The following is a 23744-nucleotide window of genomic DNA, read 5'->3' on the forward strand; positions in this document are numbered from 1 at the left end:
GCCAATATTGCAACGGCACACACCATATTAATAACAGCTGATAAAGAAAAAAACGAAAGCTTAGCGGATACACAGTCCATTTTAAATATTTTAACTGCAAAAGGGCTCAACCCAAACATTCACTGCATCGCTGAACTTCTTACTTCTGAACAAATACAAAATGCAACGAGAGCTGGCGTGTCAGAAATTATAGAAGGAAATAAATTAACGAGCTATGTATTTACCGCTTCTCTTTTATTCCCTTCCATTTCAGGTGTACTATTTTCACTTTACGACGAAATCTCTGATAATAAATTACAACTGATGGAGCTTCCATCGTCCTGCACCGGACAAACTTTTGCCAATTGTAGCTATACTCTTTTAAAGCAAAACATTCTCTTACTAGGTATAAAGCGCGACGAACAATATATGATTAATCCAGTTCATTCCTTTGTTCTCATTGAAAGCGACATACTCATTGTTATTCACCATTAGTAAAATGACGCTCTAATTCTTGCATGAGCACTTTCCCAATATTGATATATTTTCTTTTCACATCTCCATCTGGATCTTTCGGCTCAGCAAATTGATCCATTCCACTCGTTCCAGCTGTTAAAGTATTCACATTATCATCTAGTTCGTCTTGATATACGTGCGAAAGAATATACGGCGTTCCAAGACGAACTATTACGCCTGGTACATCTAGTTCTCCATCAATGGCTGTAAATGGAACTCGTAAAAATTGATACCCATCTTCTTCATCAATTTTGTAATCGAAGCATCCTTTATCATAATCCCAATTACCACCAATGCTATATCCAAGTGGTTTCATAATCTCTTCTAACTTATATAACGCATATGTACGTCCTTCTAAATTTGATTGAATCGGAATCAAGCCCATCCCTCCTAAACTTTTCCTTTAGCATACCCACTTTAGTTTGAATATACTGATGGACTTTTCGATAAAATAATAAAAAGCGACCGGAATCCGGTCGCTTTTTATTATTTTAAACGCTCTTCTAATTCTGCTTTTAATTCTTCAAATCCTGGTTTACCAAGTAAAGCAAACATGTTTTTCTTGTATGCTTCTACTCCAGGTTGGTCAAATGGATTCACGCCTAATAAGTAGCCGCTCATCGCACATGCTTTTTCGAAGAAGTATACAAGGTAACCGAATGTGTACTCATTTAATTCAGGAATATTTACGATTAAGTTTGGTACTCCCCCGTCGCTATGTGCAAGTAATGTACCTTCGTATGCTTTTGTGTTTACGAAGTCTACAGTTTCACCAGCAAGGTAGTTTAATCCGTCTAAATCGTTTTCTTCTGATTCGATTGTTAGTTCATGTGTAGATTTTCCTACTTTAAGAACTGTTTCAAATAAGTCACGACGCCCTTCTTGAACGTATTGACCTAATGAGTGTAAATCAGTTGAGAAGTTTGCTGAAGATGGGAAAATACCTTTTTGATCTTTTCCTTCACTTTCACCAAATAACTGTTTCCACCACTCAGCGAAGTATTGAAGTGCTGGCTCATAGTTAACAAGCATTTCAATTGTTTTTCCTTTATTGTATAAAGCGTTACGAACTACTGCGTATTGGTAAGCTGGATTTTCTTCTAGTTCTGATGTTCCGAAGTCATCATGACCAGCAGCTGCACCTTTCATCATCTCTTCAATATTTAAGCCACTTACTGCGATTGGTAATAAACCAACTGGCGTTAATACAGAGAAACGACCTCCAACATCATCTGGAATAACAAATGTTTCATAACCTTCGTTATCAGCTAATGTTTTTAATGCACCACGCGCTTTATCTGTAGTTGCATAAATACGTTTGCGCGCTTCTTCTTTTCCATACTTTTCTTCTAATAACTTACGGAAGATACGGAATGCTAGTGCTGGCTCTGTTGTTGTACCTGATTTGGAAATAACGTTAATAGAGAAGTCTTTACCTTCTAATACGTCCATTAAATCTTTCATATAAGTGGAGCTAATGTTTTGTCCAACAAATAGCACTTGTGGAGTTTTACGTTGTTCTTTAGAAAGCGTGTTGTAGAAAGAATGGTTTAACATTTCGATTGCTGCGCGTGCTCCTAGGTAAGAACCACCAATACCTACAACAAGTAAAATGTCAGAGTCATTTTTAATTTTTTCTGCGCATTTTTGAATGCGAGCGAATTCTTCTTTGTCATATTGAAGCGGAAGGTCTACCCACCCAAGGAAATCGTTCCCAGCTCCAGTTTTTTCGTGGATTGCGTGATGTGTTACTTTCACTGCATCACGTAAATAAGTGATTTCATGTTCACCGATGAAGGATAACGCTTTAGAATAGTCGAACGTTACATGTGTACTCATCTTTTTCCCTCCAATTATGGATATGTATTTCTGTATTCACTTTAGCGAAACTGAAGTTGTAAATCAAGCGATTAGGCAATTGTAAACGTAACCAATATATATTTTTTAGAAAAAGTTCATTTTTTGCATAAAAATTCGCGTTTTTCGGTATAGATGTATATACATCCTCTTTCGAACATTTTTTATGTATAAAAACAACATAACTACCCCATTCTATAAAAGAGTTAATTAACTCATCGCTTGCTCATGCTTCACAATTAAGGGGGGCTTTTTCATGAGTACTTTGCAACGTATCGCATTAGTCTTTACTGTAATTGGCGCTGTGAACTGGGGACTAATCGGGTTTTTCCAGTTTGACTTAGTAGCAGCCATTTTCGGTGGACAAAATTCAGCTCTTGCACGTATTATTTACGGCATCGTTGGTATATCTGGGCTTATCAACCTTGGTTTACTGTTTAAACCATCTGAAAATCTTGGTACGCACCCAGAAACAAACGAAATTCGATAATCAGTATGTCCTTTCACCTCCGACATACGAATATGATTGCATGCAATCATATTTGCAAATATATATCATAAGATAAAGTAAAAGAGGAACGCTCATATGCGTTCCTCTTTTACTTTGTTAACTCGGACTCTTCAATCCATTCTGCCAACTTTTCTCGCAGCGTATTAAATCCGTTTTCAGATGGGTTTGGTATAAGAATCCTTCCTTGTTTTCTTTTCGCAGCTTTTAACGATAAACTCATTTTTCTGTGCTCTTCATCAATTGAAAGTACCTTTACTTCTACTGTATCGCCGACCTTTAAAAAGTCATGAATATCCTTTACATATCCATTTGTAATTTCAGATATATGCACAAGTCCTTGTGTTTCTGCATCTAACGCTACAAACGCACCGTAATCTTGAATTCCAGTCACTTTCCCCGTTACAACCACTCCTGTTGTATATTGTTCTGACATATGAAACACTCCCATACGTTTACCATTCTCTCTACAATTATAGAGAGCAAAGCAGATATATTTATTTTAAATATCCGATTGGTTAGTACGCATTCTAGATAACAATATCTAGAATGCGCATACCTTATATTAGTAAATTATACCACTATGACAGAACTCATTCAAAATTCATGAAAAATTTCCCTTAAAGAAGTATAATTCTCCAATATTGGGATAGACTACTAACACATGGCTTTCTAGTATTCCCCCCCTTTTATGGACAAAACGTATTACGTTTTGTCCTTTTTTTATTTTCAACAAACCGTTCCATTCTCTTCATTGCTTCCATAAGTTGTTCAAGCGACGTCGCATAAGAACAACGAATAAACCCTTCACCACTTTCGCCAAATACGCTACCAGGGACAACAGCTACTTTTTCTTCCAGCAATAACTGTTCTGCAAATTCCGCTGAAGATAATCCTGTTGAAGATATAGAAGGGAAAACATAAAATGCTCCGCCCGGCACATGACACGTTAAGCCCATTTCATTGAAAGATGTCGTCATAAAATTACGACGCTTCTTATAACTATCTCTCATCCGAATTACTTCATCATTCCCCGCACGTAACGCTTCAAGTGCTGCGAACTGAGACATCGTCGGTGCACACATCATGGAATATTGGTGAATTTTGAGCATTAATTCTGAAAAATGAACAGGAGCTGCAATCATACCAAGACGCCATCCTGTCATCGCAAATCCTTTTGAAAATCCTGAAATTAAAATCGTATGCTCGCGCATATTTTTAATACTCGCGAAACTTGTATATACTTCGTCGTATACAAGCTCTGCATAAATTTCATCAGATAATACGATTAAATTGTATTTCTCAACAATCACTGCTATTTCTTCAAGCTCGGACTTATTCAACATTGCACCTGTTGGGTTATTTGGTGAACAAAGTAAAATTGCCTTTGTTTTCGCTGTAATAGCTGCTTCAATTTGTTCTGGTTGTACTTTAAACTCGTTTTCTAGCTTAGTCTCCACAGGAACCGGAACTCCTCCAGCTAATGTCACAAGTGGTGCATAAGAAACGAAGCTTGGTTCAACAATGAGCACTTCATCATCAGGATTTATAATGGCACGCATCGCTACATCTAACGCCTGGCTCGCTCCAACTGTAACAATGATTTCATCACTTGGATCATAAGATACTGCAAATTGTTTTTTTAGATACTTTGCTATTTCTTGACGGAGCTCCAATAATCCTGCATTTGCTGTATATGACGTATACCCTTGTTCCAAAGAACGAATACATGCTTGCCTTACATTCCAAGGGGTAACAAAATCCGGCTCTCCTACCCCGAGGGAAATAACACCTTTCATATTTGCTGCTAAATCAAAAAATTTTCGAATACCAGATGGTTTTAAAGATTCTGCTGATCTAGATAGTTCAAATTGCTTCATGGTGTCACCACAATTCGCTTATCATCATCGTCTTTTTCATAAATAACGCCCTCATGTTTATACTTCTTCAAAATGAAATGAGTAGTTGTAGAAACGACAGATTCAATTGTTGCTAATTTCTCAGAAACAAACATCGCTACTTCCCCCATCGTTTTACCTTCTAATGTAATAGAAAGATCATATGTCCCTGACATTAAATAAACGGATTTCACTTCTGAATAACGATAAATTTGCTCAGCAACCGCATCAAACCCAACGCCGTGCTTTGGCGTAACTTTCACATCGATCATTGCCGTTAAACCTGTATGTTCTTTCACTTTCGTCCAATCGATATGTGTTACATAATCCACAATAATCTTTTCATTTTCTAATCTCGCAACCATCTTCTTTACTTCTTCTACTTCTATATTTAACAGCTTCGCTAATGTATCTACAGATAATCGACTACTCTTTTCAAGACAAGCTAATAATTCTAATTCTTTTTCTGTCACCATATAAATCATCCTTCCTTTTCGTTTGTGTCTAAATTATACAAATACCCTTTCCAGTTTGAAAAGAAGATTTTTCTATTGAATTATGTCAAAATAAAGTGAAACTTTAATCAGCGGAAAAATGCGTGATAAAGCGAAAGGGGATGGAACCGTGAAACCAAAAATTTATATTGCTGAACCAGTTCCGACATTTGTAGAAAACTATTTATCAGAACACTGTGATTATGAAAAATGGGATCAAAATGAGAAAGTACCTCGTGATGTTCTATTAGAGAAAATACAAGATAAAGATGGGTTATTAAATTTCGGATCTGCTATTAATGAAGAATTACTGACAGTGGCTCCTAACTTAAAAGTAGTGAGCAACATTTCTGTTGGTTACGATAATTTTGATTTACAAGCGATGAAAAATCGAAAGGTTATCGGAACGAATACACCATACGTATTAGATGATACAGTAGCTGATCTCGTTTTCGCCCTTATGCTATCAGCTGGGCGCCGCGTTTGCGAACTCGATTCTTACGTAAAAAATGGTGAATGGAACGCTGAAATCGGAAAAGAACACTTCGGACTAGATGTACACCATAGCACAATTGGTATTATCGGTATGGGCCGAATTGGAGAAGCCGTTGCAAAACGAGCAAAATTCGGATTTGATATGAATGTTCTTTACTATAACCGCCGTCGTAAAGAAGAAGCTGAACAAAAATTCGATGCTACATATTGTGATTTACAGACGCTACTGAAGCAGTCTGACTTTATTGTTCTTCTTACTCCATTAACAGATGAAACATATCACCTTATCGGAGAAAAGGAATTTTCATTAATGAAAGAAACAGCAATCTTCATTAATGCTTCTCGGGGGAAAACAGTAGATGAAGAAGCGTTAATCCATGCTTTAACAGAAAAGAAAATCTTTGCAGCAGGCATCGATACTTTTACACAAGAGCCAATTCAAAAAGATAATCCACTCTTATCATTACAAAATGTTGTGACTTTACCGCACATCGGATCTGCAACATTAAAAACTCGTCAGCAAATGGCCATGACCGCCGCTGAAAATTTAGTTGCAGGATTACAAGGAAAAACACCGCCTAATATTGTGCGCGGGTAATACTGAATAAACGAAAGGCAAGATGACATCGTCATCTTGCCTTTTTTTGTTAACATATTTTCTTCTTCCTTGGAGATGATATGAACAAAAATCAATGGAGTGACAAAAAATGAATCATAAATATACTTGTCCTTATTTCACTTTTTCCACTCGCGGCACTACTGTTCATTACGAATTGTATGAACATGATAATAAAACAGAACGCCCTACTTTCGTACTCGTTCACGGCTTTTTATCTTCCTCATTCAGTTACCGCCGTCTCATTCCTTTACTAGCGAAGGAAGGAACAGTCATTGCTCTTGATTTACCACCGTTCGGAAAAAGTGATAAGTCTCATCTGTTTAAGTATTCTTATCACAATTTAGCAACGATTATTATTGATTTAATTGAACATTTATCTCTCTCAAACATTGTATTAGTTGGGCATTCTATGGGTGGGCAAATTTCTCTCTATGTAAACCGTATACGTCCTGAACTCATTTCAAAGACGATTTTACTATGTAGCTCGAGCTATTTAGCGCGCGCAACCTTACCTTTACTATACTCTTCTTATTTACCGTTCTTTCATTTATACGTAAAGAACTGGATTATACGGCGCGGCATTGTTCATAACTTAATGAATGTCGTTCATGATCACTCATTAATTGACGATGAAATGAAAAAAGGTTACTCCGCTCCTTTTTATGACAACCGTATATTTCCCGCTTTAACTCGCATGATACGAGACCGTGAAGGTGACTTATCTTCAACTGAATTACAAAAAATCGAAACACCTATCCTACTCATTTGGGGTGAAAAAGACCGCGTCGTCCCTGTACATGTAGGTCATCGTCTACACAAAGATTTACCGAATTCAAAATTTATTTCTTATGAAAATACAGGACATTTACTACCTGAAGAAAAGCCTGAACATGTTTATGAAGAAATTATCGCTTTTTCCGCGCAATAAAATGAAACTTTAATCAGTCCCCACCTAACTTCTTTGCTTCCGCTGAATTTTGAGGTCGGGGTCTTACTGCCCGGAAAATAGCGGGATAATATAAAAAAGGCTGTCGGAAATTCCGACAGCCTATAATGAACAGCTTCCACCTTCTTTTATTACAAGTAATTCCATAGCTAATTTCTCACATTTTTCAAGCGCAGGTACTTCCTCAAAAGACATAAAGTATATATGTTGAATCTTCTTTGCGATGTATTTTGGATCGTCAAACACACTTATGACGTTCACGACATCGCTCGCTTCTGTTTCATAAAACTCCGGTCCCATTTGAAACGGATCCCAATTCTTCACAACCTCTATCATCTTTTCATATGTACCCATTCGCTTCCCGCCTTTTCACTTTTTAATACTTTTCTTTATCCTATCACATCCGCTATTCTATAAGAAGAGAGAGAACTTTCATAACTTATTGGTTTTACAGAAGAAGGGAGCAAACTTATGCAACTATTTCATAAAGCAATCAATCGACGTGGAACGCATAGTATAAAATGGGATACATATAAAAACGAAGAACTTATCCATGCTTGGATTGCTGATATGGATTTTGAAGTACCAAAACCAATTCAAACTGCCTTAAAACAACGAATCGAACATCCGATTTTTGGCTATACACTTCCTCCCGAAAATATTGGGAATATTATTTGTAACTGGACAAAACAACAATACGACTGGGATATTCAAAAAGAATGGATTGTCTTTAGCGCCGGAATCGTTCCAGCTCTTAGTACGAGCATACAGGCTTTCACAAAAGAAAACGAATCCGTTCTCGTACAACCACCTATTTATCCTCCATTTTTCGAAATGGTCACAACAAACAACAGACAGTTATACGTGAGTCCATTACAGAAACAAAATGATACATATGTGATAGACTTCAAGCATTTAGAAAAGCAGTTTCAGCAAGGAATCAAACTCATGCTTCTTTGTAGCCCTCATAACCCAATCGGGCGCGTTTGGACGAAAGAGGAACTTTTGCAGCTCGGATCGTTATGTACTAAATATAACGTAATCGTTGTGGCGGATGAAATTCATTCCGATATTATTTACGCAGATCATAGACATACACCGTTCGCTTCTTTATCTGAAGAATTAGCAGCTCGCACGATTACTTGTATGGCTCCAAGTAAAACATTTAATATCGCTGGATTACAAGCATCGATTATTATCATTCCAAATGAAAAACTCCGTCAAGCCTTTACATCTATCCAATATAGACAAGGCTTCCACGGATTAAATATCTTCGCTTATACAGCGATGCAAAGTGCCTATACAGAATGTAATGATTGGCTAAACGAAATTCGATTATATATAGAAGATAATGCTCAATTTGCTTGTGAATATATTAAAACTCACATACCTGCTCTTTCCGTAACGAAGCCAGAAGGTAGCTTTTTATTATGGATTGATTGTTCTCGTCTAAAGCTTTCTCAAAACGAGCGTACTGTATTACTTGAGGAAAAAGGAAAAATCATTGTTGAACCTGGTGAGAAATACGGGTTAGGTGGCGAAGAACATATTCGAATTAATATCGGCTGTCCACGATCTGTTTTAGAAGAAATTTTAAACAGACTGCGTCATACGTTTTCATAATAAGAAAGGAGTCTGTCCCCCTAATCATTCTTGGACAGACTCCTTTGTAATATTTTGTCGGTAAGTCGATATATTTCAAGTTACGGTCGATATATTCCAATAATCGCCGATATAATTTGAGTTACAGTCGATATATTCCAATAATCGCTGATATATTTTCAATTACATTTCATAAAGAAAGCTACCATTCACGGTAGCTTTTACTTTTTCTTCATATCCGATGCTTTTTTTACAATTACGCCACAAGCAATTCGATCCCCTGATTTACCTGTCGGTTGAGTCATACCATCATCAGGGTTTTCTGTAATAATAATAGACGCTCCATCTTTTCTATGAATCGTCGTTTTTCCTTCTTCAAGTGTGATGTGAGGTGCATCGATTTCCGCTTTAATCTTTCCAGAACCATCTGCAACTACGTTCGGTAAATCACCGTTTTCTGCACCCTTCGGATTAAGAAGACCATGTTTTTTATCATCAGGATTAAAATGATTCCCGGATGATTCAAAACGAGGTGCCTTACACTCTCCGATTTCATGTACATGTAGTCCGTGTGGTCCTGGCGTGAAACCTTCTCCTTTAATCGTAATTTTCACGCCACTTGTTTGCTGCACTACTTTCGCAGTCCCTACTTCATCTCCTGAAGCATTATGTAATTTCACTTCAATTTCTTTCGGCTTTCCTTGGTCACAACCTGCCATCAGAAATAATAAACAACAACTGAAAAAAAGCCGTTTCTTCATTTTATTCCCTCCAAAATATATTCTGCCCTTAGATTGTCCGAGCATAGAGGGAAACATACAAAAATGCATTACTGTTTCTTTTCAGCTAATAGTTTTTCTTCAACTTTCTGCAATCGCTCTGCTTCTCTTTTTGATACACGAATAAACATACGCCACGTGGCAATAGCACCGATAATAAATAGAACGCAAACAATCCCTGGAATAATATATTCTGTTTTATCTTCCGGAAAATATAAAGGCATCATATAGAACACTCCTTATTATAGGATTTATAAAACATCAGAATTTTCTGTTATATCATTTTAAATTATAGTGGAACCTATCCATATTCTCAAGGGGCGTTCTGAAAGCAAATGATTTCTTTGACTCCTTCTCCTACTTTCCTTACTATAAACTTGAGGTGAAAAATATGAGAGAAACATTTGAAATTGGCGAAATCGTTACTGGTATTTATAAAACAGGAAAATACATCGGCGAAGTTACAAATAGCCGCCCTGGCAGTTACGTCGTAAAAGTATTAGCTGTTTTAAAACATCCGGTGCAAGGTGACTTACATAACGTAAAACAAGCTGACGTACCATTTTTCCATGAAAGACGCGCTTTAGCTTTCCGTGAACAGACGAACATTCCAGAGCAAATGGTGAAAAAATATGAAGGAGAAATTCCGGATTATACCGAGTCACTAAAATTAGCATTAGAAACTCAAATGAATTCATTTTCTGAAGATGATTCACCTTTTGCAGAGCGTAGTCTAGAAACATTACAACAGTTAAAGAAAGACTACAAACTCTAAAAAACAAAACGACCAAATTACATAATGTGCAATTTGGTCGTTACTGTGTGCTCACTTTCTTTAACACTTTTGAAAAATCAACAAGTTCTCCTAATGTTGGAGGTGCTGGCTTTACTAAATACTCTTTATCTTTTTCTACTAGTTTAAAAATATTGTACGTCGTCATCGCATCATCAAGCGCACAATGATGCTTCCCTGTCCCTACTTTTCCATACGCCTCAATTGCTTTCCATAATCCTGTTTGATTTCTTTCTCCAAAAAACTTCTTATACTCAAGCGATAAATCACGACACTGTCCGAAGAATGGAAAAGCTATCCCTGCCATTTCACAATTATGTTTCAGCACTTTCATATCCATATTTCCCCACGTTACAATTGTCGGTTTACATTTCGTTTCGTATTCTGCAAGCTTCTTAACGAGTTCAGGAAATGAAATCCCTTTATCCACGACTTCTTGTTTTATTCCTAAAAACTTCTTACATCGATCCGTTAAAGAAGGAAATGTTTTCGGCCTGACATGTGATGAATACGTATCTTCTACCTTACAGCCAGCAACTGAAACGAGTCCTACCTCAATAATCTCTGGAAAAAATCCTTTCGGTTTCTTTCTATGCTGGGGCATCGTAAACTCAAAGTCTAAAAATAAAAATCGTTGTTCATCCATACGATCCCTTCCTTATCATTTTTGTCATTCCTTTCTATTTGACACTCCTACACGAACAAGCTCGAATGCTAATTCCATTTTAAATATTCAGATTGGATGTATCTTATATATATGTCAAATGCCCACAAATATTTTAAAAAATAAGAAAAAATGACCTATGCAGAAAATATGACAAAATCTCTCCTTTCATTTACATCCGCAGTTTTTCTACTTTATAATGACGTTATGTGTGTTTCATCTAGTTAATATTTGACACACTAAGAAAAATGAATGAAAGGAGATGAGATTTTTGCACGAAACAACGCAAGAACTCGCTAACTGGCAGTATTATTTTGCTATCGCAGTCTTTTTAATTACATATGCCATTATTATTTCTGAAAAAATTAATCGCGCTGTCATCGCACTTCTCGGTGCAGCATTCATGGTAATTGTGGGGGTCGTCGATTTACATAACGCCTTTACGAAACATATTGAATGGGGAACGATTACGCTACTCATCGGTATGATGATTTTGGTGAACATTACGAGTAAATCAGGTGTTTTCCAATACGTTGCCATTAAAGCAGCAAAAGGGGCACAAGGAAATCCAATTAAAATTTTAATTTCCCTTTCCCTACTTACCGCGCTTGGCTCCGCATTTTTAGATAACGTTACAACTGTACTTCTTGTTGTTCCAGTTACTTTATCTATTACGCGCATACTGCAAGTAAATCCTGTTCCTTATTTACTTTCTGAAATTATTTTTTCAAATATTGGAGGAACAGCAACATTAATTGGTGATCCACCTAACATTATGATTGGTTCTGCAAATAAGCATTTAGACTTCAATGCTTTCCTATTGAATCTAGCACCAATCGTAATTATTATTATTGCAGTTACAGCAACAATACTTTACTTTATGTACCGTAAACAATTAATTGCCGATCCTGTACAAGTTAAAAAATTAATGAGCTTAGATGAAAAACAATACATTAAAGATCCAGTATTAATGAAAAAATCTTTAACGGTACTTGGACTTACAATTGTAGGTTTCATGACTCATTCTATTTTCCATATTGATGCCGCTATTATCGCCTTAACTGGTGCTACTGTACTTATGTTAATTGGTGTGAAAGAACATGAAATTGAAGAGGTATTCGCAAGTGTAGAATGGGTAACAATCTTCTTCTTCGCAGGGCTATTCGTACTTGTTGGAGGACTTATCGATATCGGTCTTATCAAAATGTTAGCTCAAAAAGTAATTGGTATAACAGGCGGAGATATTTCTTACGCATCCATCCTTATTTTATGGGTATCTGGTATCGCCTCTGCAACAATTGATAACATCCCATTCGTTGCAACAATGATTCCACTTATTAACGATATGGCAGTTGGGCTAGGCTTATCACCATCTGACGCACAAATCGATGTATTATGGTGGGCATTAGCACTAGGTGCTTGTCTGGGCGGAAACGGAACATTAATCGGAGCTTCTGCTAACGTAATCGTTGCAGGTATCGCGAGCCGCGAAGGACATAAATTTAGTTACATGGACTTCCTAAAAGTCGGTTTCCCAATTATGATCGTTTCATTAATCATTTCTCACATTTATATTTATTTACGCTACCTTATGTAGTAAAAAAAGCGCTCTGATAATCAGGGCGCTTTTTTACTTATATCTAAAATATATCGACTTATCAACAAAAAAGAAAAATCTACTCTTTATATCTCACCGGTTCATTTCGAATGATAAATAAATGAATCGGTAAGAACACTGAAAATGTGATTACATGAATAATCGTAAATAATATAGAGTTCGTTCCGTATCTGTCTAAAATAGCGTAGATAAGATAAATGGACAATACAATCGATACAGCTGTTGCTAGTAAACTTATAATTGGTACGAAATTAAAAATAAAACATGCAACGTATATACCGAATACTTTCCACCCTGCTTCTTCTTTCAAAAAATCTGGTAATTTATCTTTCGCTAAGTCACCCCATGTCTTACTATTCAAAAACGGAATAAACGCAAGCACCCCGTCCGTTGCACCATCATTTTTCGCCATCGAATAAAGTGCAAAAGCCGTTAACAAATATGAAATAATTGCCCAAATCAATATAACAAGAATAAACGCAAAACTAAGAGCAAAGAAACCTGCTAATACGCCTTGATCCTCCATCTTATCCTCTCCTCTCTACTTTCAACATATTTCATTACATTGCAAGTTATGTTTTAAAATTTATCCAAACTCTTTGTATAATAAGAGAAGAAAGAGAATAAGAGAGGAGCAACACTTATGCATCCATTTGTAAAAGCATTACAAGAGCATTTCACAGCTCATCAAAATCCTGAAAAAGCAGAACCTATGGCTCGTTATATGAAAAATCACTTCCCATTTCTAGGTATTCAAACACCGGAAAGACGCCAATTATTAAAAGACATCATTCAAATACATACTCTCCCAGATCAAAAAGACTTCCAAATTATCATACGTGAGCTTTGGGACTTACCAGAACGTGAATTCCAAGCGGCCGCACCTGATATTATGCAAAAATATAAAAAGCATATAAACGAAACTCATATCCCCTTCTTAGAAGAACTGATTGTCACAAAATCTTGGTGGGACTCTGTCGATAGCATCGTCCCTACATTTTTAGGCGATATCTTTTTAAAACATCCAGAATTAATTTCTGCCTATATTCCAAAATGGATTGCATCAGATAACATATGGTTACAACGTGCCGCTATTTTATTCCAACTAAAATATAAACAAAAGATGGATGAAGAACTTCTTTTCTGGATTATTGGACAACTACATTCTTCAAAAGAATTTTTCATTCAAAAAGCGATTGGCTGGGTCCTTCGTGAATATGCAAAAACAAACCCGGATGTAGTTTGGGAATACGTTCAAAACAATGAGCTCGCTCCATTAAGTAAGCGTGAAGCAATTAAGCATATTAAGCAAAATTACGGAATAAATAATGAAAAAATAGGCGAGACTCTATCATAGATAGACGCGTTCCTCTATTGAGATTTAAAAAAGAACGTGTTAGAATATGTTCATTATTATTAATATAAGTAGCGATGACGGACTTATAAGTACTTGCATAAAAAGCGATTCAGGGATAGTGAAAGCCTGAAGCCGCAAGGAAACGGCAGTCCCGAGCAATACATGATAAAGTGGATGCACCTTTTGTGTATCAACTAGGGTGGAACCGCGGGCAAACGCTCGTCCCTAGGCAAATAAGCCTTGGGATGAGCGTTTTTTTATGTTCTTTTTAGCATATACTGCTCGTTTCCAAAGTATCAGAGTATGTCATCGCCAATACGTTAACTTTCAAAAGGAGGATTTTCTTATGTATTCAATGGAACAAGTTGTAAACTTAGCGAAACATCGCGGTTTTGTTTTCCCTGGTTCTGAAATTTACGGTGGTCTTGCAAACACTTGGGATTACGGTCCACTTGGAATCGAACTAAAAAATAACGTTAAAAAAGCTTGGTGGAAAAAATTCATTCAAGAATCTCCACACAACGTTGGTTTAGACGCAGCTATTTTAATGAACCCTAAAACTTGGATCGCTTCTGGTCACGTTGGTAACTTCAACGATCCAATGATTGACTGTAAAAAATGTAAAGCTCGTCACCGTGCTGACAAATTAATTGAGGATGCTTTAGATGCAAAAGGCATCGAAATGGTTGTTGACGGTCTTACTTTCGACCAAATGGCTGACTTAATGAAAGAACATGAAGTAAAATGTCCTGATTGCGGTAGTGAAGAATTCACTGAAATCCGTCAGTTCAACTTAATGTTCAAAACATTCCAAGGTGTTACAGAGTCTAGCACAAACGAAATCTTCCTTCGTCCTGAAACAGCACAAGGTATTTTCGTAAACTTCAAAAACGTTCAACGCTCTATGCGTAAAAAGCTTCCATTTGGTATCGGCCAAATCGGTAAGAGTTTCCGTAACGAAATCACGCCTGGTAACTTCACATTCCGTACACGTGAATTCGAACAAATGGAACTTGAATTCTTCTGTAAGCCTGGTGAAGATTTAGAGTGGTTTGCATTCTGGCGTGAAACTTGTAAAAACTGGTTACTTTCACTTGGTATGTCTGAAGAGAGCATGCGTCTTCGTGACCACGGTGAAGAAGAGTTATCTCACTACAGTAATGCAACAACTGACATTGAATTCAAATTCCCATTCGGTTGGGGCGAACTTTGGGGCGTTGCATCTCGTACAGACTTCGACTTAAAACGTCACATGGAACATTCAAACGAAGACTTTAACTATATTGATCCACAAACGAATGAGCGTTACGTGCCATACTGCATCGAGCCATCTTTAGGCGCAGACCGCGTAACATTAGCATTCTTATGTGATGCATATGAAGAAGAGCAATTAGAAAACGATTCTCGTACAGTTCTTCGTTTCCACCCTGCTTTAGCACCGTACAAAGCAGCTATCTTACCATTATCTAAGAAGCTATCTGAAGGTGCTACTGAAGTATTCGCAGAATTAGCTAAAGACTTCATGGTAGACTTTGATGAAACTGGTTCTATCGGTAAACGTTACCGTCGTCAAGACGAAATCGGTACACCATTCTGTATCACATACGACTTCGACTCAGTTGAAGACAAAGCTGTTACAGTACGTGACCGTGACACAATGGAACAAGTTCGTATGCCAATTAGCGAACTAAAAGGTTTCTTAGAGAAGAAAATCCAGTTCTAATTATAAGAAAAAGAGGCTGCTCGTAAGAGCGCCTCTTTTTTACTTTTCACGTTTTTCTTTAATTGCTACTGTACATCTTGATATACATAGTAAATCATCATTTTCATCAATAATACGAACATCCCAAACCATTGTCGATTGTCCTCTATGTATCGGTGTTCCGATCGCTGTTACAATTCCATCTTTCTTTGAGCGAATGTGGTTTGCATTAATTTCTAATCCGAAACAAATACATTTTTCTTGATCAATTAAATTATATGAACCAACACTTGCCACTGTTTCCGCTAATGCAACCGATGCACCTCCATGTAAAAATCCAAACGGTTGATGCGTACGCTCATCAACAGGCATCGTAGCAACTACCTTATCTTCTGTCATCTCTAACAACTCAATTCCAAGTGAATCCATTAAAGTTTTTGCCATATCGCTTCCCCCTTCTCTTACTTTAATTAAATGTATAATTTTACCTATTTATTTTCAAACTACTTATAACACTTATATAAGGAGGCTTCACCTAAATGAAACAGAAATTTTGTATATTACTGCTTATGTTCTCCTTGCTGACTATTGTACCAAATTGTGCAATAACAGCCAAAGCATCTAACCTGACAATCGATGTTAAGACTGTAACGCAAAAAGGTAAGAAACCTTATATAGAATATCAAATAAATAGGCCTTCTTTTCACAACTTTTCTGATTCTAAATTTCAAAATAAACTCAATTTATACTACAAAAAATCCACTGACAAATTTAAAAACAAATTAGAAAAAGAAGCAAAAAAATATTATAAAGAGACAGAAGGATCTAGTACACCCTTTCATCCGTACGTAGCAAATGTTGATTATAAAGTCTCTTTAAACAAACCACCTTTTCTTAGCCTATATGTGAATTACTATCAATATACTGGCGGAGCACACGGTCTTTATACGTGGAAGGCAAATACATTTGATTTAAACGAAAAAAAGGTGCTGCACTTAGACGATTTATTTCAACAAAAGGATAAATATAAAGATGTAATCCGTGCAGAGATTGTACGACAAATTAAACAAAATGAAAGCATTTATTTTCCTGATGCAACTGAAAAAGTAATGAGTATGAAAAAATTTCACTTCTTTTTAGAGCCAGACAATCTCGTCATTTATTTCCCTTTATATGAGATTGCTCCCTATTCAAGTGGAATTCCGCAATTTCGTATTCCATATACGTTGCTAAGAGACTATTTAAAGCCTTCTTATCAAAATATTTTGATTGACAACAAGTAAATATTTTCGCTACGATAATGTTAACCTAAAAACAACAGGAGGTTAACATTATGAGAAGATTTCATGTTTTAGATTTAGCATTAGCTGCCATGTTCGTTGCTCTTATGGCCATCGGTGCAAATATTGTATCTTGGGCACCTTTCTTACAAGTAGCAGGCATCCCATTATCTATGCAACCATTTTTCGCAATTTTAGCAGGTCTTCTTCTTGGAAGTAGACTTGGTGCCTTATCCATGACTGTATATATGCTCGTTGGCTTAGCCGGCGCACCAATCTTCGCTAACTTCAAAGCTGGATTTGGAGCACTTTTAGATCCTACTGGTGGTTTTATTATCGCCTTTATTATCGTTGCTTATGTATCAGGAAAACTAGTAGAACAAAAAGAAAGACCAACTTTCATTACATTTGCAATTGCCTCTTTCACTGGAATTATTTTAACTTATATAATCGGTACTACTTACATGTACGGAGCAGTCAATCTCTTTATGGGCGGTAATATGAGCTATAAAGCTGCTTGGATGGTTATGATGTGGTTTGCAGTAAAAGATATTGCATTTACAATTATCGGTGCTATTATCGCACCTCGCATATACTATGCTGTGCGTCGTTCTGCTTATCAGCATTCTCATTCGACGATTTCATAATAAAAAAGAGTTATTGCAGATTGCTGCAATAACTCTTTTTTTATATTAAGACTCTTGATTCGCTTGTTCTTCTAAAATTTTCTTCATCATTGCAACCATGTCATCACGCAATTCTGGGTGTTGCAGGGCCATTTCAATTGTCGTTTGAACGAATCCTAGCTTTTCACCTACGTCGTAGCGCTTTCCTTCGAAATCGTAAGCAAATACACGTTGGATTTCATTTAAGCTTTGGATTGCATCTGTTAATTGAATTTCACCACCAGCACCGACATGTTGCTGTTCTAAGAACATAAAGATTTCAGGCGTTAAAATGTAACGGCCCATAATTGCTAAGTTTGAAGGAGCTGTACCTTGTGCTGGTTTCTCAACGAAATTGCGAACTTGGTAACGACGACCTTCTTGTTCTAATGGATCGATAATTCCATAGCGATGTGTTTCCGACTCTGGAACAGTTTGTACACCAATAACAGAAGAAAGTGTTTTTTCATACTCATCCATTAATTGACGTAAACACGGTTTCTCAGCTTGGACAATATCATCACCTAGTAACACTGCAAACGGCTCATCACCAATGAATTTACGCGCACACCAAACAGCATGTCCTAGTCCCTTCGGCTCTTTTTGACGGATATAATGAATATCTACCATTTTTGAAGAAGCTTGTACTTTTTCAAGCAACTCATATTTTTTCTTCTCTAATAAGTTTTGTTCTAGTTCAAATGCATTATCAAAATGATCTTCAATAGAACGCTTTGTTTTACCAGTAACGATAATAATATCTTCGATACCCGATTTCACTGCTTCTTCTACAATGTATTGGATCGTTGGTTTATCTACTATCGGTAACATTTCTTTCGGCATTGCTTTCGTTGCTGGTAAAAAACGTGTTCCTAATCCAGCTGCTGGGATTATCGCTTTTCTTACTTTTTTCATCACAAAATACCCTCTCTCCTGTCGGAATCAATAGCAATTATTTCCTACATAAAACAAAAGGGAGATTTCGCTCCCTTTTGTTCCTTACTACTTAAAATTACTTTGTATTATAAACGATTCATAATGTCTTCTTTAATAGTAAGTAACTTTTGTTCACTATTTTGTAAAGAACTATCTTTTACACCAAAGTAAAACTTAATCTTCGGCTCAGTTCCAGATGGACGTAGGCAGAACCATGAACCATCCTCTAATTGATATTTTAACACATTTGATTTCGGTAAGTGAATCTCTTCTTTATGTCCATCTTGTAAAGATGTAACGATGCTTGCTTTATAGTCTTCCACTGCTACGACTGTTAAGCCTGCTACTTCTTTCGGCGGATTCTCACGGAACGTTGCCATCATCTCTTGGATTTTTTCAGCTCCATCTTTTCCTTTTAACGTTAACGATACAAGGTCTTCACGGAAGAAACCGTACTTCTCAAATACTTCTAATAGACCGTCATATAACGTTTTCCCTTGTGATTTGTAGTATGCAGCTACTTCACATGCAAATAGGACAGATTGTACTGCATCTTTATCACGGCAGAATGGGCGGATTAAATAACCATAGCTTTCCTCATAACCGAATTGGAATTCATATTGTCCGCTTTCTTCATACTGCCTAATTTTCTCACCGATAAATTTAAATCCAGTTAACGTATCAACTGTATCTAAACCGTATGCTTTCGCAATTGTACGGCCAATCTCAGACGTTACGATTGTTTTTAATACGACACCGTTCTCCGGAAGCGTTCCGTTTTCTTTCTTTTGAGATAGTAAGTAATCAAGCATTAATGCACCTGTTTGGTTTCCTGTTAATACTTGGAACTCACCATTATGATTACGCACTGCTACACCAAGGCGGTCTGCGTCAGGATCAGTTGCGATTAATACATCTGCGCCTACCTTTTCACCGTCACGAATGGCATACTCAAACGCTGCGTGCTCTTCTGGGTTCGGTGATTTTACTGTAGAGAAGTTTGGATCTGGTAACTCTTGCTCTTTTACAACTGTCACATCTGTAAATCCAACTTCTTTTAAACCACGGCGTACAGAAATATTTGATGTTCCGTGTAATGGTGTAAAGACGATTTTTAAGTCTTTGCCGACCTTTTGCACCATTTCTTTATTAATGATGACATTGTTCAATTCTGCAGCATATGCATCATCTACTTCTTGTCCAATAATATGTAATAAACCGTCAGCTTTTAATCGCTCTACATCAGCGACTTCAACTGTTAATTCATCTTCTACTGCATTTACGTAGCTAATTAACTCATCTGCTTCTTTTGGAGGTAACTGTCCACCATCTTCACCGTATACTTTGTATCCGTTATATTCAGGTGGATTATGGCTTGCCGTAAGAACGATTCCACTTACTGTATGTAAATGACGAACTGCGAAAGAAAGTACTGGCGTTGGACGTAAGCTTTCAAACACATATGTTGTGATACCGCGTGCCCCAAGTGTAGCAGCAACTTCCATTGCGAACTCAGGTGATTTATGACGAGAATCATAGGCTACAACAACACCGCGTTTTTTCGCTTCCTCACCTAATTTTTCAATAAAGCTTGCTAATCCTTTTGTTGCTTTACGAACTGTATATACGTTTAAACGGTTCGTACCAGCACCAAGTTCACCACGCATACCACCTGTGCCAAACTCTAGATTTTTATAAAAGCTATCCTCGATTTTCTTCTCATCTTGCTTCATATTTTCTAGCTGTTCTTTTAATTCTGCATCTAATTGTGCGTAAGAAAGCCAGCGACTAAATTCTTGTTTCCAATTCATTCTTCTCTCTCCTCTCGCTCGTCATACCTTTATTATATGAAAAAAACATGCTGTATCTCAATATTTTATAAAATCTAACAGGATTTTACTAGGAATATTTGTATACACTATTGTTAAATACTCCACTAAAGGGAATGAGGATTATGCACGAATGGGGCTTGTCAGAAGAGCTCAAAATACAAACAAAGCAAATGATTGAAATTGCTGAAAAAGAACTATCGATTATGAGGAACGCAATCGATAAAGAAGACGAATGTATTTTATGCAAAATGGAAGATATTCATCATATGTTAGCAAATGTACAAACATTGGCAGCTACATACTACATTCAGGCATATTTATCACCTTATACGGAAAGTTCATCTTTTATTACGACAGCTATCCAACATTTAAGCGCCAGAAAACATGGTGCTCTTATCGTTGTGGAACGAAACGAGACGCTTGAAGCTCTCATTCAAACTGGAACGACATTAAACGCTCATTTAACTGCACCATTACTCGAATCAATATTTTATCCAGGTAACCCTCTTCATGACGGTGCCGTTCTCGTAAAAAATAATCATATTGTCTCAGCTGCTAATATTCTTCCTTTAACGAAAAGTACAGAAGTTGATCCTGAGCTAGGAACACGTCACAGAGCTGCAATTGGCTTATCAGAAAAGAGTGATGCACTTATATTAGTTGTCTCTGAAGAAACGGGCCGTACTTCTTTTGCTTTAAATGGGGTTTTGTATACGATTTCTTTATAAACACTTTTTTGAACAGCGCGGTAGTAAATGAAGTTATATCGAATTACCAACAAATATACCTACTATATCAATAAAAAAGGCTGTCTCCAAAATTTGAGACAGCTTTTTCTTCAAAAAATTATTCTTCTACAAAATGCTCGAAAAGTATACGAATTACCTACCCATTGCTGGAACTGCCCCATAAATTATGTGCACACAGCGATATCTAAGTACAATAATTATCACTTCATGTCTTGCTAACTCTTTTTGTACTCAAAACATGTTTAGAGTTCTTTCATAACAACTATATTTTTTCTAAAATGCTACACTTCCGGCTATTATTTTGTATCTATTTTTAAGAAATAGTAAAAAAGGGTACTTTAGACATCCTATCTAAAGTACCCTTTTATTAAAAATCTATTTTATTATAAAGAATAATTGGAGACTGCAAAATGGTAAAAATATAGCATACTTTCAAAATTATTTATAATTATTAATATTAATATTAAACATAAAGCAACTACTTTTACACGTCTCATCACTTTAAAACCATATGCCAATAATAACGGTATTGTAAACAGCATATGTGCACCATAAATAAATGCTTCAGATGCTCCAAAGCCAACAATTCCATGTAAAACAATATTAAATAGTAAACAGAAACTTAAAAACCTTACAAAAGGTTCTTTTCTAAAGTTTTTCCATACAGCTACTATTATAAAAGCATATACAGATACAATCACAATCCATCCGATCATAGTATGCGATGGAAGCATATTTAATTGTGCGAATTGCTCACCTTGTCTTAAAGTAACTTCCGAGAATGGTCCAAAGATGAATGAAGATCCTAATACTAAATGAAATGCTAGTATATACTTAGACCCTACATATTCCTCTGAAAAACCTTGTTTCTCTGTAAATTTAATATTAGTATTGATCACATCAATAAGTGATATGTTATTTTCTATAATCACTAATACGAAAAGAAGAACGACCACAATGATAGAAATACCAGTCCAAATGATTCTTTTCTTTAATGTTTTATAACTCATTACACTACCTAAAAACCACATAAACGAATTTGTTAATGTAACTCCCGTTATTCCTATTGCCAATAACATATTAGCAACGCTGAATCCTGCTTTCGCTTCTTTTTCTCCTGTAATAAACGGATAACATACAAAGCACATCAGTACCAATGTGAAATTGGCATAAACAAAAGATTCCGGTGTCCACGTAATAACTAACATAGTAGCTGAAAATCCGTACATAACCGCTAATAGGAAAGAAACAATTACATTCTTACAAATTTTACAACATAACATGTAAATCATGACTACACTTATCGTACTTAAGAATGCTTGGAAAAATATAATACCTTGCACTACATTTTTTACACCTAGTGATGATACCACTGTTGCTATTTCCTCAGTTAAAAAATTTAAAAATGGATGTCGAAACAACACTTCATCTGCAATTGGTATTTTAGCCAAGAAAAAACTTAAAATGTAATAACCCTGATCAAAAGAAAAATACATGTCATACCAGGAAGCTGTTAAAATCTTAGAGTCGTTTTCCATTTTCCAACCGATAAAAAAATAAAATGACCAATAAAAAATGAAAAGGACAAGGGCTAATATCCCCTTTCCTTTATAACCATTCCAAATACTCAATACTTCTTCTCCTCTCTAAGGTAGAAATACCATAATTAGATGTGCTACATACCCAATAACTGTTCCTAACACAAGTCCACCAAAAATCTCATACCAATGATGTCCTTGGCGCTCTCTTAATTTTTCTTCTTCCGAACTTATATGTTTATTCAACATTCTTGCATGTTTACCAACTGTACGGCGAAGTCCTGTGGCATCAATGATAACAATTGTTAAAATTGCCATCCCGATTCCAAACATCGGGGTATTAAAACCTTCATGAAACCCTATTGTCATGACCATACTTGATAAAATCGTTGTATGCGTACTAGGAAATCCACCATTTCCTACTAAACGAAAAGCATCTTTTCCAGAACGAAGATAATTCACTAAAAATTTCAATACTCCCGAAGCTACCCAAGCTATAAATGGAAGTACACAATATAAATATGTTCCCATTGCTTTACCTCCTATGATTTTGCAATAAATAAAATGCCAGCTACTATACATACCATTCCAGCAATTTTCATGAAATTGATTGTTTCACCAAATAATAATGCTGATGCAATAATAACAAACACATATCCGAAACTCACCATTGGGTATGCATAACTTAAATCAACCTTTCTCAGCACAATCATCCATAATAATGCACTTAAACCGTAAAAAGCTAGTCCGAAAAAGTTCGGTACGTTAATGAAATTCATAATACCTACAGCCGCTGAACTTTGTGATTTCATTGCGCCAAACTTTAATAAAATTTGCCCTACAACTCCCATACCAACTGATAAAATAATCATCAAAAATTGTTGCATCTCTATACTCCTTAACTGTTTATATTCAAA

At 36.2% G+C, this 23744-nt stretch carries 28 protein-coding genes (1 of these 28 cut by a window edge); 12 read left to right on the forward strand and 16 right to left on the reverse strand.

Translation table 11 applies throughout. The features are described from left to right. Positions 1–474, forward strand: partial view of a potassium channel family protein gene (locus C3Y97_RS24785; protein WP_000842320.1) — the 3' portion only. It extends 522 nt beyond the left edge of the window; the window shows 474 of its 996 coding nt (coding positions 523–996); the start codon falls outside the window, past its left edge; its stop codon occupies positions 472–474. Here C3Y97_RS24785 and C3Y97_RS24790 read toward each other — a convergent pair. Then, positions 461–874 (reverse strand): YugN-like family protein, encoded by a 414-nt coding sequence (locus tag C3Y97_RS24790; protein ID WP_000612334.1) that lies wholly within the window; start codon positions 872–874, stop codon positions 461–463. The genes C3Y97_RS24785 and C3Y97_RS24790 overlap by 14 nt on opposite strands. 107 nt (positions 875–981) lie before the next feature. Beyond that, positions 982–2334 carry a glucose-6-phosphate isomerase gene (locus C3Y97_RS24795; RefSeq protein ID WP_000103654.1) on the reverse strand — a complete coding sequence of 451 codons (1353 nt, stop codon included), beginning with the start codon at positions 2332–2334 and terminating at the stop codon, positions 982–984. Positions 2335–2608: 274 nt separating this feature from the next. Here C3Y97_RS24795 and C3Y97_RS24805 point away from each other — a divergent pair, with 274 nt between their 5' ends. After that, positions 2609–2842 carry a DUF378 domain-containing protein gene (locus C3Y97_RS24805; protein ID WP_000105788.1) on the forward strand — a complete coding sequence of 78 codons (234 nt, stop codon included), beginning with the start codon at positions 2609–2611 and terminating at the stop codon, positions 2840–2842. Between the two features lie 109 nt (positions 2843–2951). Here the strand turns inward: C3Y97_RS24805 and yugI are convergent, their stop codons facing one another. From yugI to C3Y97_RS24820, 3 genes are all read right to left on the reverse strand, one after another. Further along, the gene (yugI, locus tag C3Y97_RS24810) at positions 2952–3296 is read right to left on the reverse strand and encodes a S1 domain-containing post-transcriptional regulator GSP13 (RefSeq protein WP_000003764.1); all 345 of its coding nucleotides are present in this window, start codon (positions 3294–3296) and stop codon (positions 2952–2954) included. Positions 3297–3549: 253 nt separating this feature from the next. Continuing rightward, entirely contained in the window at positions 3550–4740 is a 1191-nt protein-coding gene (locus tag C3Y97_RS24815; protein WP_075676431.1) for an aminotransferase, read from the reverse strand. Next, on the reverse strand, positions 4737–5234 hold the full coding sequence (locus C3Y97_RS24820; protein WP_000255696.1) for an Lrp/AsnC family transcriptional regulator: 498 nt from the start codon (positions 5232–5234) through the stop codon (positions 4737–4739). Before C3Y97_RS24820 ends, C3Y97_RS24815 begins: the two co-directional genes overlap by 4 nt. A 118-nt stretch (positions 5235–5352) precedes the next feature. On the opposite strand from C3Y97_RS24820, the gene C3Y97_RS24825 reads away from it, so the two are divergent. Next, a complete protein-coding gene (locus tag C3Y97_RS24825; RefSeq protein WP_002041993.1) occupies positions 5353–6345 on the forward strand; it encodes a 2-hydroxyacid dehydrogenase in 993 nt (330 codons plus the stop codon). Positions 6346–6454: 109 nt separating this feature from the next. Beyond that, positions 6455–7294 (forward strand): alpha/beta fold hydrolase, encoded by an 840-nt coding sequence (locus C3Y97_RS24830; RefSeq protein ID WP_001015860.1) that lies wholly within the window; start codon positions 6455–6457, stop codon positions 7292–7294. Between the two features lie 120 nt (positions 7295–7414). Here C3Y97_RS24830 and C3Y97_RS24835 read toward each other — a convergent pair whose 3' ends face one another. Next, a complete protein-coding gene (locus tag C3Y97_RS24835) occupies positions 7415–7666 on the reverse strand; it encodes a YugE family protein (protein WP_000537638.1) in 252 nt (83 codons plus the stop codon). Positions 7667–7783: 117 nt separating this feature from the next. Between C3Y97_RS24835 and C3Y97_RS24840 the strand changes: the two genes are divergently transcribed. Beyond that, positions 7784–8935 (forward strand): MalY/PatB family protein, encoded by a 1152-nt coding sequence (locus C3Y97_RS24840; RefSeq protein WP_098212828.1) that lies wholly within the window; start codon positions 7784–7786, stop codon positions 8933–8935. A gap of 200 nt (positions 8936–9135) precedes the next feature. Here C3Y97_RS24840 and sodC read toward each other — a convergent pair whose 3' ends face one another. Together sodC and C3Y97_RS27950 are read right to left on the reverse strand one after the other, a co-directional pair. Then, positions 9136–9675 carry a superoxide dismutase [Cu-Zn] gene (sodC, locus tag C3Y97_RS24845; RefSeq protein WP_000746520.1) on the reverse strand — a complete coding sequence of 180 codons (540 nt, stop codon included), beginning with the start codon at positions 9673–9675 and terminating at the stop codon, positions 9136–9138. A 68-nt stretch (positions 9676–9743) separates the two neighbouring features. Then, positions 9744–9920 (reverse strand): hypothetical protein, encoded by a 177-nt coding sequence (locus C3Y97_RS27950; protein WP_000982757.1) that lies wholly within the window; start codon positions 9918–9920, stop codon positions 9744–9746. 164 nt (positions 9921–10084) lie between these two features. Here C3Y97_RS27950 and kapB point away from each other — a divergent pair, with 164 nt between their 5' ends. Next, on the forward strand, positions 10085–10468 hold the full coding sequence (kapB, locus tag C3Y97_RS24850; RefSeq protein ID WP_001209344.1) for a kinase-associated lipoprotein KapB: 384 nt from the start codon (positions 10085–10087) through the stop codon (positions 10466–10468). Between the two features lie 40 nt (positions 10469–10508). Here kapB and kapD read toward each other — a convergent pair whose 3' ends face one another. Beyond that, entirely contained in the window at positions 10509–11132 is a 624-nt protein-coding gene (kapD, locus tag C3Y97_RS24855; RefSeq protein WP_000344356.1) for a 3'-5' exonuclease KapD, read from the reverse strand. A 289-nt stretch (positions 11133–11421) separates the two neighbouring features. Here kapD and C3Y97_RS24860 point away from each other — a divergent pair, with 289 nt between their 5' ends. After that, the gene (locus C3Y97_RS24860) at positions 11422–12747 is read left to right on the forward strand and encodes an ArsB/NhaD family transporter (RefSeq protein WP_000545209.1); all 1326 of its coding nucleotides are present in this window, start codon (positions 11422–11424) and stop codon (positions 12745–12747) included. Positions 12748–12826: 79 nt separating this feature from the next. Here the strand turns inward: C3Y97_RS24860 and C3Y97_RS24865 are convergent, their stop codons facing one another. Next, positions 12827–13294 carry a hypothetical protein gene (locus C3Y97_RS24865; RefSeq protein WP_000390061.1) on the reverse strand — a complete coding sequence of 156 codons (468 nt, stop codon included), beginning with the start codon at positions 13292–13294 and terminating at the stop codon, positions 12827–12829. A 117-nt stretch (positions 13295–13411) separates the two neighbouring features. Here C3Y97_RS24865 and C3Y97_RS24870 point away from each other — a divergent pair, with 117 nt between their 5' ends. Further along, positions 13412–14125 (forward strand): DNA alkylation repair protein, encoded by a 714-nt coding sequence (locus tag C3Y97_RS24870; RefSeq protein ID WP_136363688.1) that lies wholly within the window; start codon positions 13412–13414, stop codon positions 14123–14125. A 346-nt stretch (positions 14126–14471) separates the two neighbouring features. After that, positions 14472–15848, forward strand: a complete 1377-nt coding sequence (locus tag C3Y97_RS24875; RefSeq protein ID WP_000287147.1) for a glycine--tRNA ligase — start codon at positions 14472–14474, stop codon at positions 15846–15848. 39 nt (positions 15849–15887) lie between these two features. Here the strand turns inward: C3Y97_RS24875 and C3Y97_RS24880 are convergent, their stop codons facing one another. After that, complete coding sequence (locus C3Y97_RS24880) at positions 15888–16271, reverse strand: hotdog fold thioesterase (RefSeq protein WP_001140612.1); 384 nt, start codon at positions 16269–16271, stop codon at positions 15888–15890. Positions 16272–16366: 95 nt separating this feature from the next. On the opposite strand from C3Y97_RS24880, the gene C3Y97_RS24885 reads away from it, so the two are divergent. Both C3Y97_RS24885 and C3Y97_RS24890 read left to right on the forward strand, forming a co-directional pair. Continuing rightward, positions 16367–17110, forward strand: a complete 744-nt coding sequence (locus tag C3Y97_RS24885) for a DUF3298 and DUF4163 domain-containing protein (RefSeq protein WP_000810329.1) — start codon at positions 16367–16369, stop codon at positions 17108–17110. A gap of 50 nt (positions 17111–17160) precedes the next feature. Further along, on the forward strand, positions 17161–17754 hold the full coding sequence (locus C3Y97_RS24890; protein WP_086407891.1) for a biotin transporter BioY: 594 nt from the start codon (positions 17161–17163) through the stop codon (positions 17752–17754). 45 nt (positions 17755–17799) lie between these two features. Here C3Y97_RS24890 and galU read toward each other — a convergent pair whose 3' ends face one another. Both galU and C3Y97_RS24900 read right to left on the reverse strand, forming a co-directional pair. Further along, the gene (gene galU / locus C3Y97_RS24895) at positions 17800–18687 is read right to left on the reverse strand and encodes a UTP--glucose-1-phosphate uridylyltransferase GalU (protein ID WP_002097988.1); all 888 of its coding nucleotides are present in this window, start codon (positions 18685–18687) and stop codon (positions 17800–17802) included. 107 nt (positions 18688–18794) lie between these two features. Next, entirely contained in the window at positions 18795–20519 is a 1725-nt protein-coding gene (locus C3Y97_RS24900; protein ID WP_001104225.1) for a phospho-sugar mutase, read from the reverse strand. Positions 20520–20662: 143 nt separating this feature from the next. Between C3Y97_RS24900 and cdaS the strand changes: the two genes are divergently transcribed. Further along, complete coding sequence (gene cdaS, locus C3Y97_RS24905) at positions 20663–21268, forward strand: sporulation-specific diadenylate cyclase CdaS (protein ID WP_000545253.1); 606 nt, start codon at positions 20663–20665, stop codon at positions 21266–21268. Positions 21269–21672: 404 nt separating this feature from the next. Here cdaS and C3Y97_RS24910 read toward each other — a convergent pair whose 3' ends face one another. The 3 genes from C3Y97_RS24910 to C3Y97_RS24920 are packed head-to-tail and all read right to left on the reverse strand — an operon-like array spanning position 21673 to position 23714. Next, a complete protein-coding gene (locus C3Y97_RS24910; protein WP_086401785.1) occupies positions 21673–22920 on the reverse strand; it encodes a DUF6080 domain-containing protein in 1248 nt (415 codons plus the stop codon). 15 nt (positions 22921–22935) lie between these two features. Further along, positions 22936–23358 (reverse strand): divergent PAP2 family protein, encoded by a 423-nt coding sequence (locus tag C3Y97_RS24915; RefSeq protein ID WP_136363689.1) that lies wholly within the window; start codon positions 23356–23358, stop codon positions 22936–22938. An 11-nt stretch (positions 23359–23369) separates the two neighbouring features. Continuing rightward, complete coding sequence (locus C3Y97_RS24920) at positions 23370–23714, reverse strand: EamA family transporter (protein ID WP_001183889.1); 345 nt, start codon at positions 23712–23714, stop codon at positions 23370–23372. Between the last annotated feature and the right edge of the window lie 30 nt (positions 23715–23744).

The sequence above is a fragment of the Bacillus sp. DU-106 genome (assembly GCF_004799705.1).
GTDB lineage: Bacteria > Bacillota > Bacilli > Bacillales > Bacillaceae_G > Bacillus_A > Bacillus_A cereus.

Coding starts and splice junctions, on each gene's coding strand:
- C3Y97_RS24875 (WP_000287147.1), top strand. CDS start 14,472: ATGTATTCAATGGAACAAGTTGTAAACTTAGCGAAACATCGCGGTTTT.
- C3Y97_RS24815 (WP_075676431.1), bottom strand. CDS start 4,740: ATGAAGCAATTTGAACTATCTAGATCAGCAGAATCTTTAAAACCATCT.
- C3Y97_RS24805 (WP_000105788.1), top strand. CDS start 2,609: ATGAGTACTTTGCAACGTATCGCATTAGTCTTTACTGTAATTGGCGCT.
- C3Y97_RS24840 (WP_098212828.1), top strand. CDS start 7,784: ATGCAACTATTTCATAAAGCAATCAATCGACGTGGAACGCATAGTATA.
- C3Y97_RS24825 (WP_002041993.1), top strand. CDS start 5,353: ATGCGTGATAAAGCGAAAGGGGATGGAACCGTGAAACCAAAAATTTAT.
- kapD (WP_000344356.1), bottom strand. CDS start 11,132: ATGGATGAACAACGATTTTTATTTTTAGACTTTGAGTTTACGATGCCC.
- C3Y97_RS24880 (WP_001140612.1), bottom strand. CDS start 16,271: ATGGCAAAAACTTTAATGGATTCACTTGGAATTGAGTTGTTAGAGATG.
- C3Y97_RS24835 (WP_000537638.1), bottom strand. CDS start 7,666: ATGGGTACATATGAAAAGATGATAGAGGTTGTGAAGAATTGGGATCCG.
- C3Y97_RS24900 (WP_001104225.1), bottom strand. CDS start 20,519: ATGAATTGGAAACAAGAATTTAGTCGCTGGCTTTCTTACGCACAATTA.
- C3Y97_RS24920 (WP_001183889.1), bottom strand. CDS start 23,714: ATGCAACAATTTTTGATGATTATTTTATCAGTTGGTATGGGAGTTGTA.
- yugI (WP_000003764.1), bottom strand. CDS start 3,296: ATGTCAGAACAATATACAACAGGAGTGGTTGTAACGGGGAAAGTGACT.
- C3Y97_RS24865 (WP_000390061.1), bottom strand. CDS start 13,294: ATGGAGGATCAAGGCGTATTAGCAGGTTTCTTTGCTCTTAGTTTTGCG.
- C3Y97_RS24830 (WP_001015860.1), top strand. CDS start 6,455: ATGAATCATAAATATACTTGTCCTTATTTCACTTTTTCCACTCGCGGC.
- galU (WP_002097988.1), bottom strand. CDS start 18,687: ATGAAAAAAGTAAGAAAAGCGATAATCCCAGCAGCTGGATTAGGAACA.
- C3Y97_RS24915 (WP_136363689.1), bottom strand. CDS start 23,358: ATGGGAACATATTTATATTGTGTACTTCCATTTATAGCTTGGGTAGCT.
- kapB (WP_001209344.1), top strand. CDS start 10,085: ATGAGAGAAACATTTGAAATTGGCGAAATCGTTACTGGTATTTATAAA.
- C3Y97_RS27950 (WP_000982757.1), bottom strand. CDS start 9,920: ATGATGCCTTTATATTTTCCGGAAGATAAAACAGAATATATTATTCCA.
- C3Y97_RS24870 (WP_136363688.1), top strand. CDS start 13,412: ATGCATCCATTTGTAAAAGCATTACAAGAGCATTTCACAGCTCATCAA.
- C3Y97_RS24885 (WP_000810329.1), top strand. CDS start 16,367: ATGAAACAGAAATTTTGTATATTACTGCTTATGTTCTCCTTGCTGACT.
- C3Y97_RS24890 (WP_086407891.1), top strand. CDS start 17,161: ATGAGAAGATTTCATGTTTTAGATTTAGCATTAGCTGCCATGTTCGTT.
- C3Y97_RS24820 (WP_000255696.1), bottom strand. CDS start 5,234: ATGGTGACAGAAAAAGAATTAGAATTATTAGCTTGTCTTGAAAAGAGT.
- sodC (WP_000746520.1), bottom strand. CDS start 9,675: ATGAAGAAACGGCTTTTTTTCAGTTGTTGTTTATTATTTCTGATGGCA.
- C3Y97_RS24795 (WP_000103654.1), bottom strand. CDS start 2,334: ATGAGTACACATGTAACGTTCGACTATTCTAAAGCGTTATCCTTCATC.
- cdaS (WP_000545253.1), top strand. CDS start 20,663: ATGCACGAATGGGGCTTGTCAGAAGAGCTCAAAATACAAACAAAGCAA.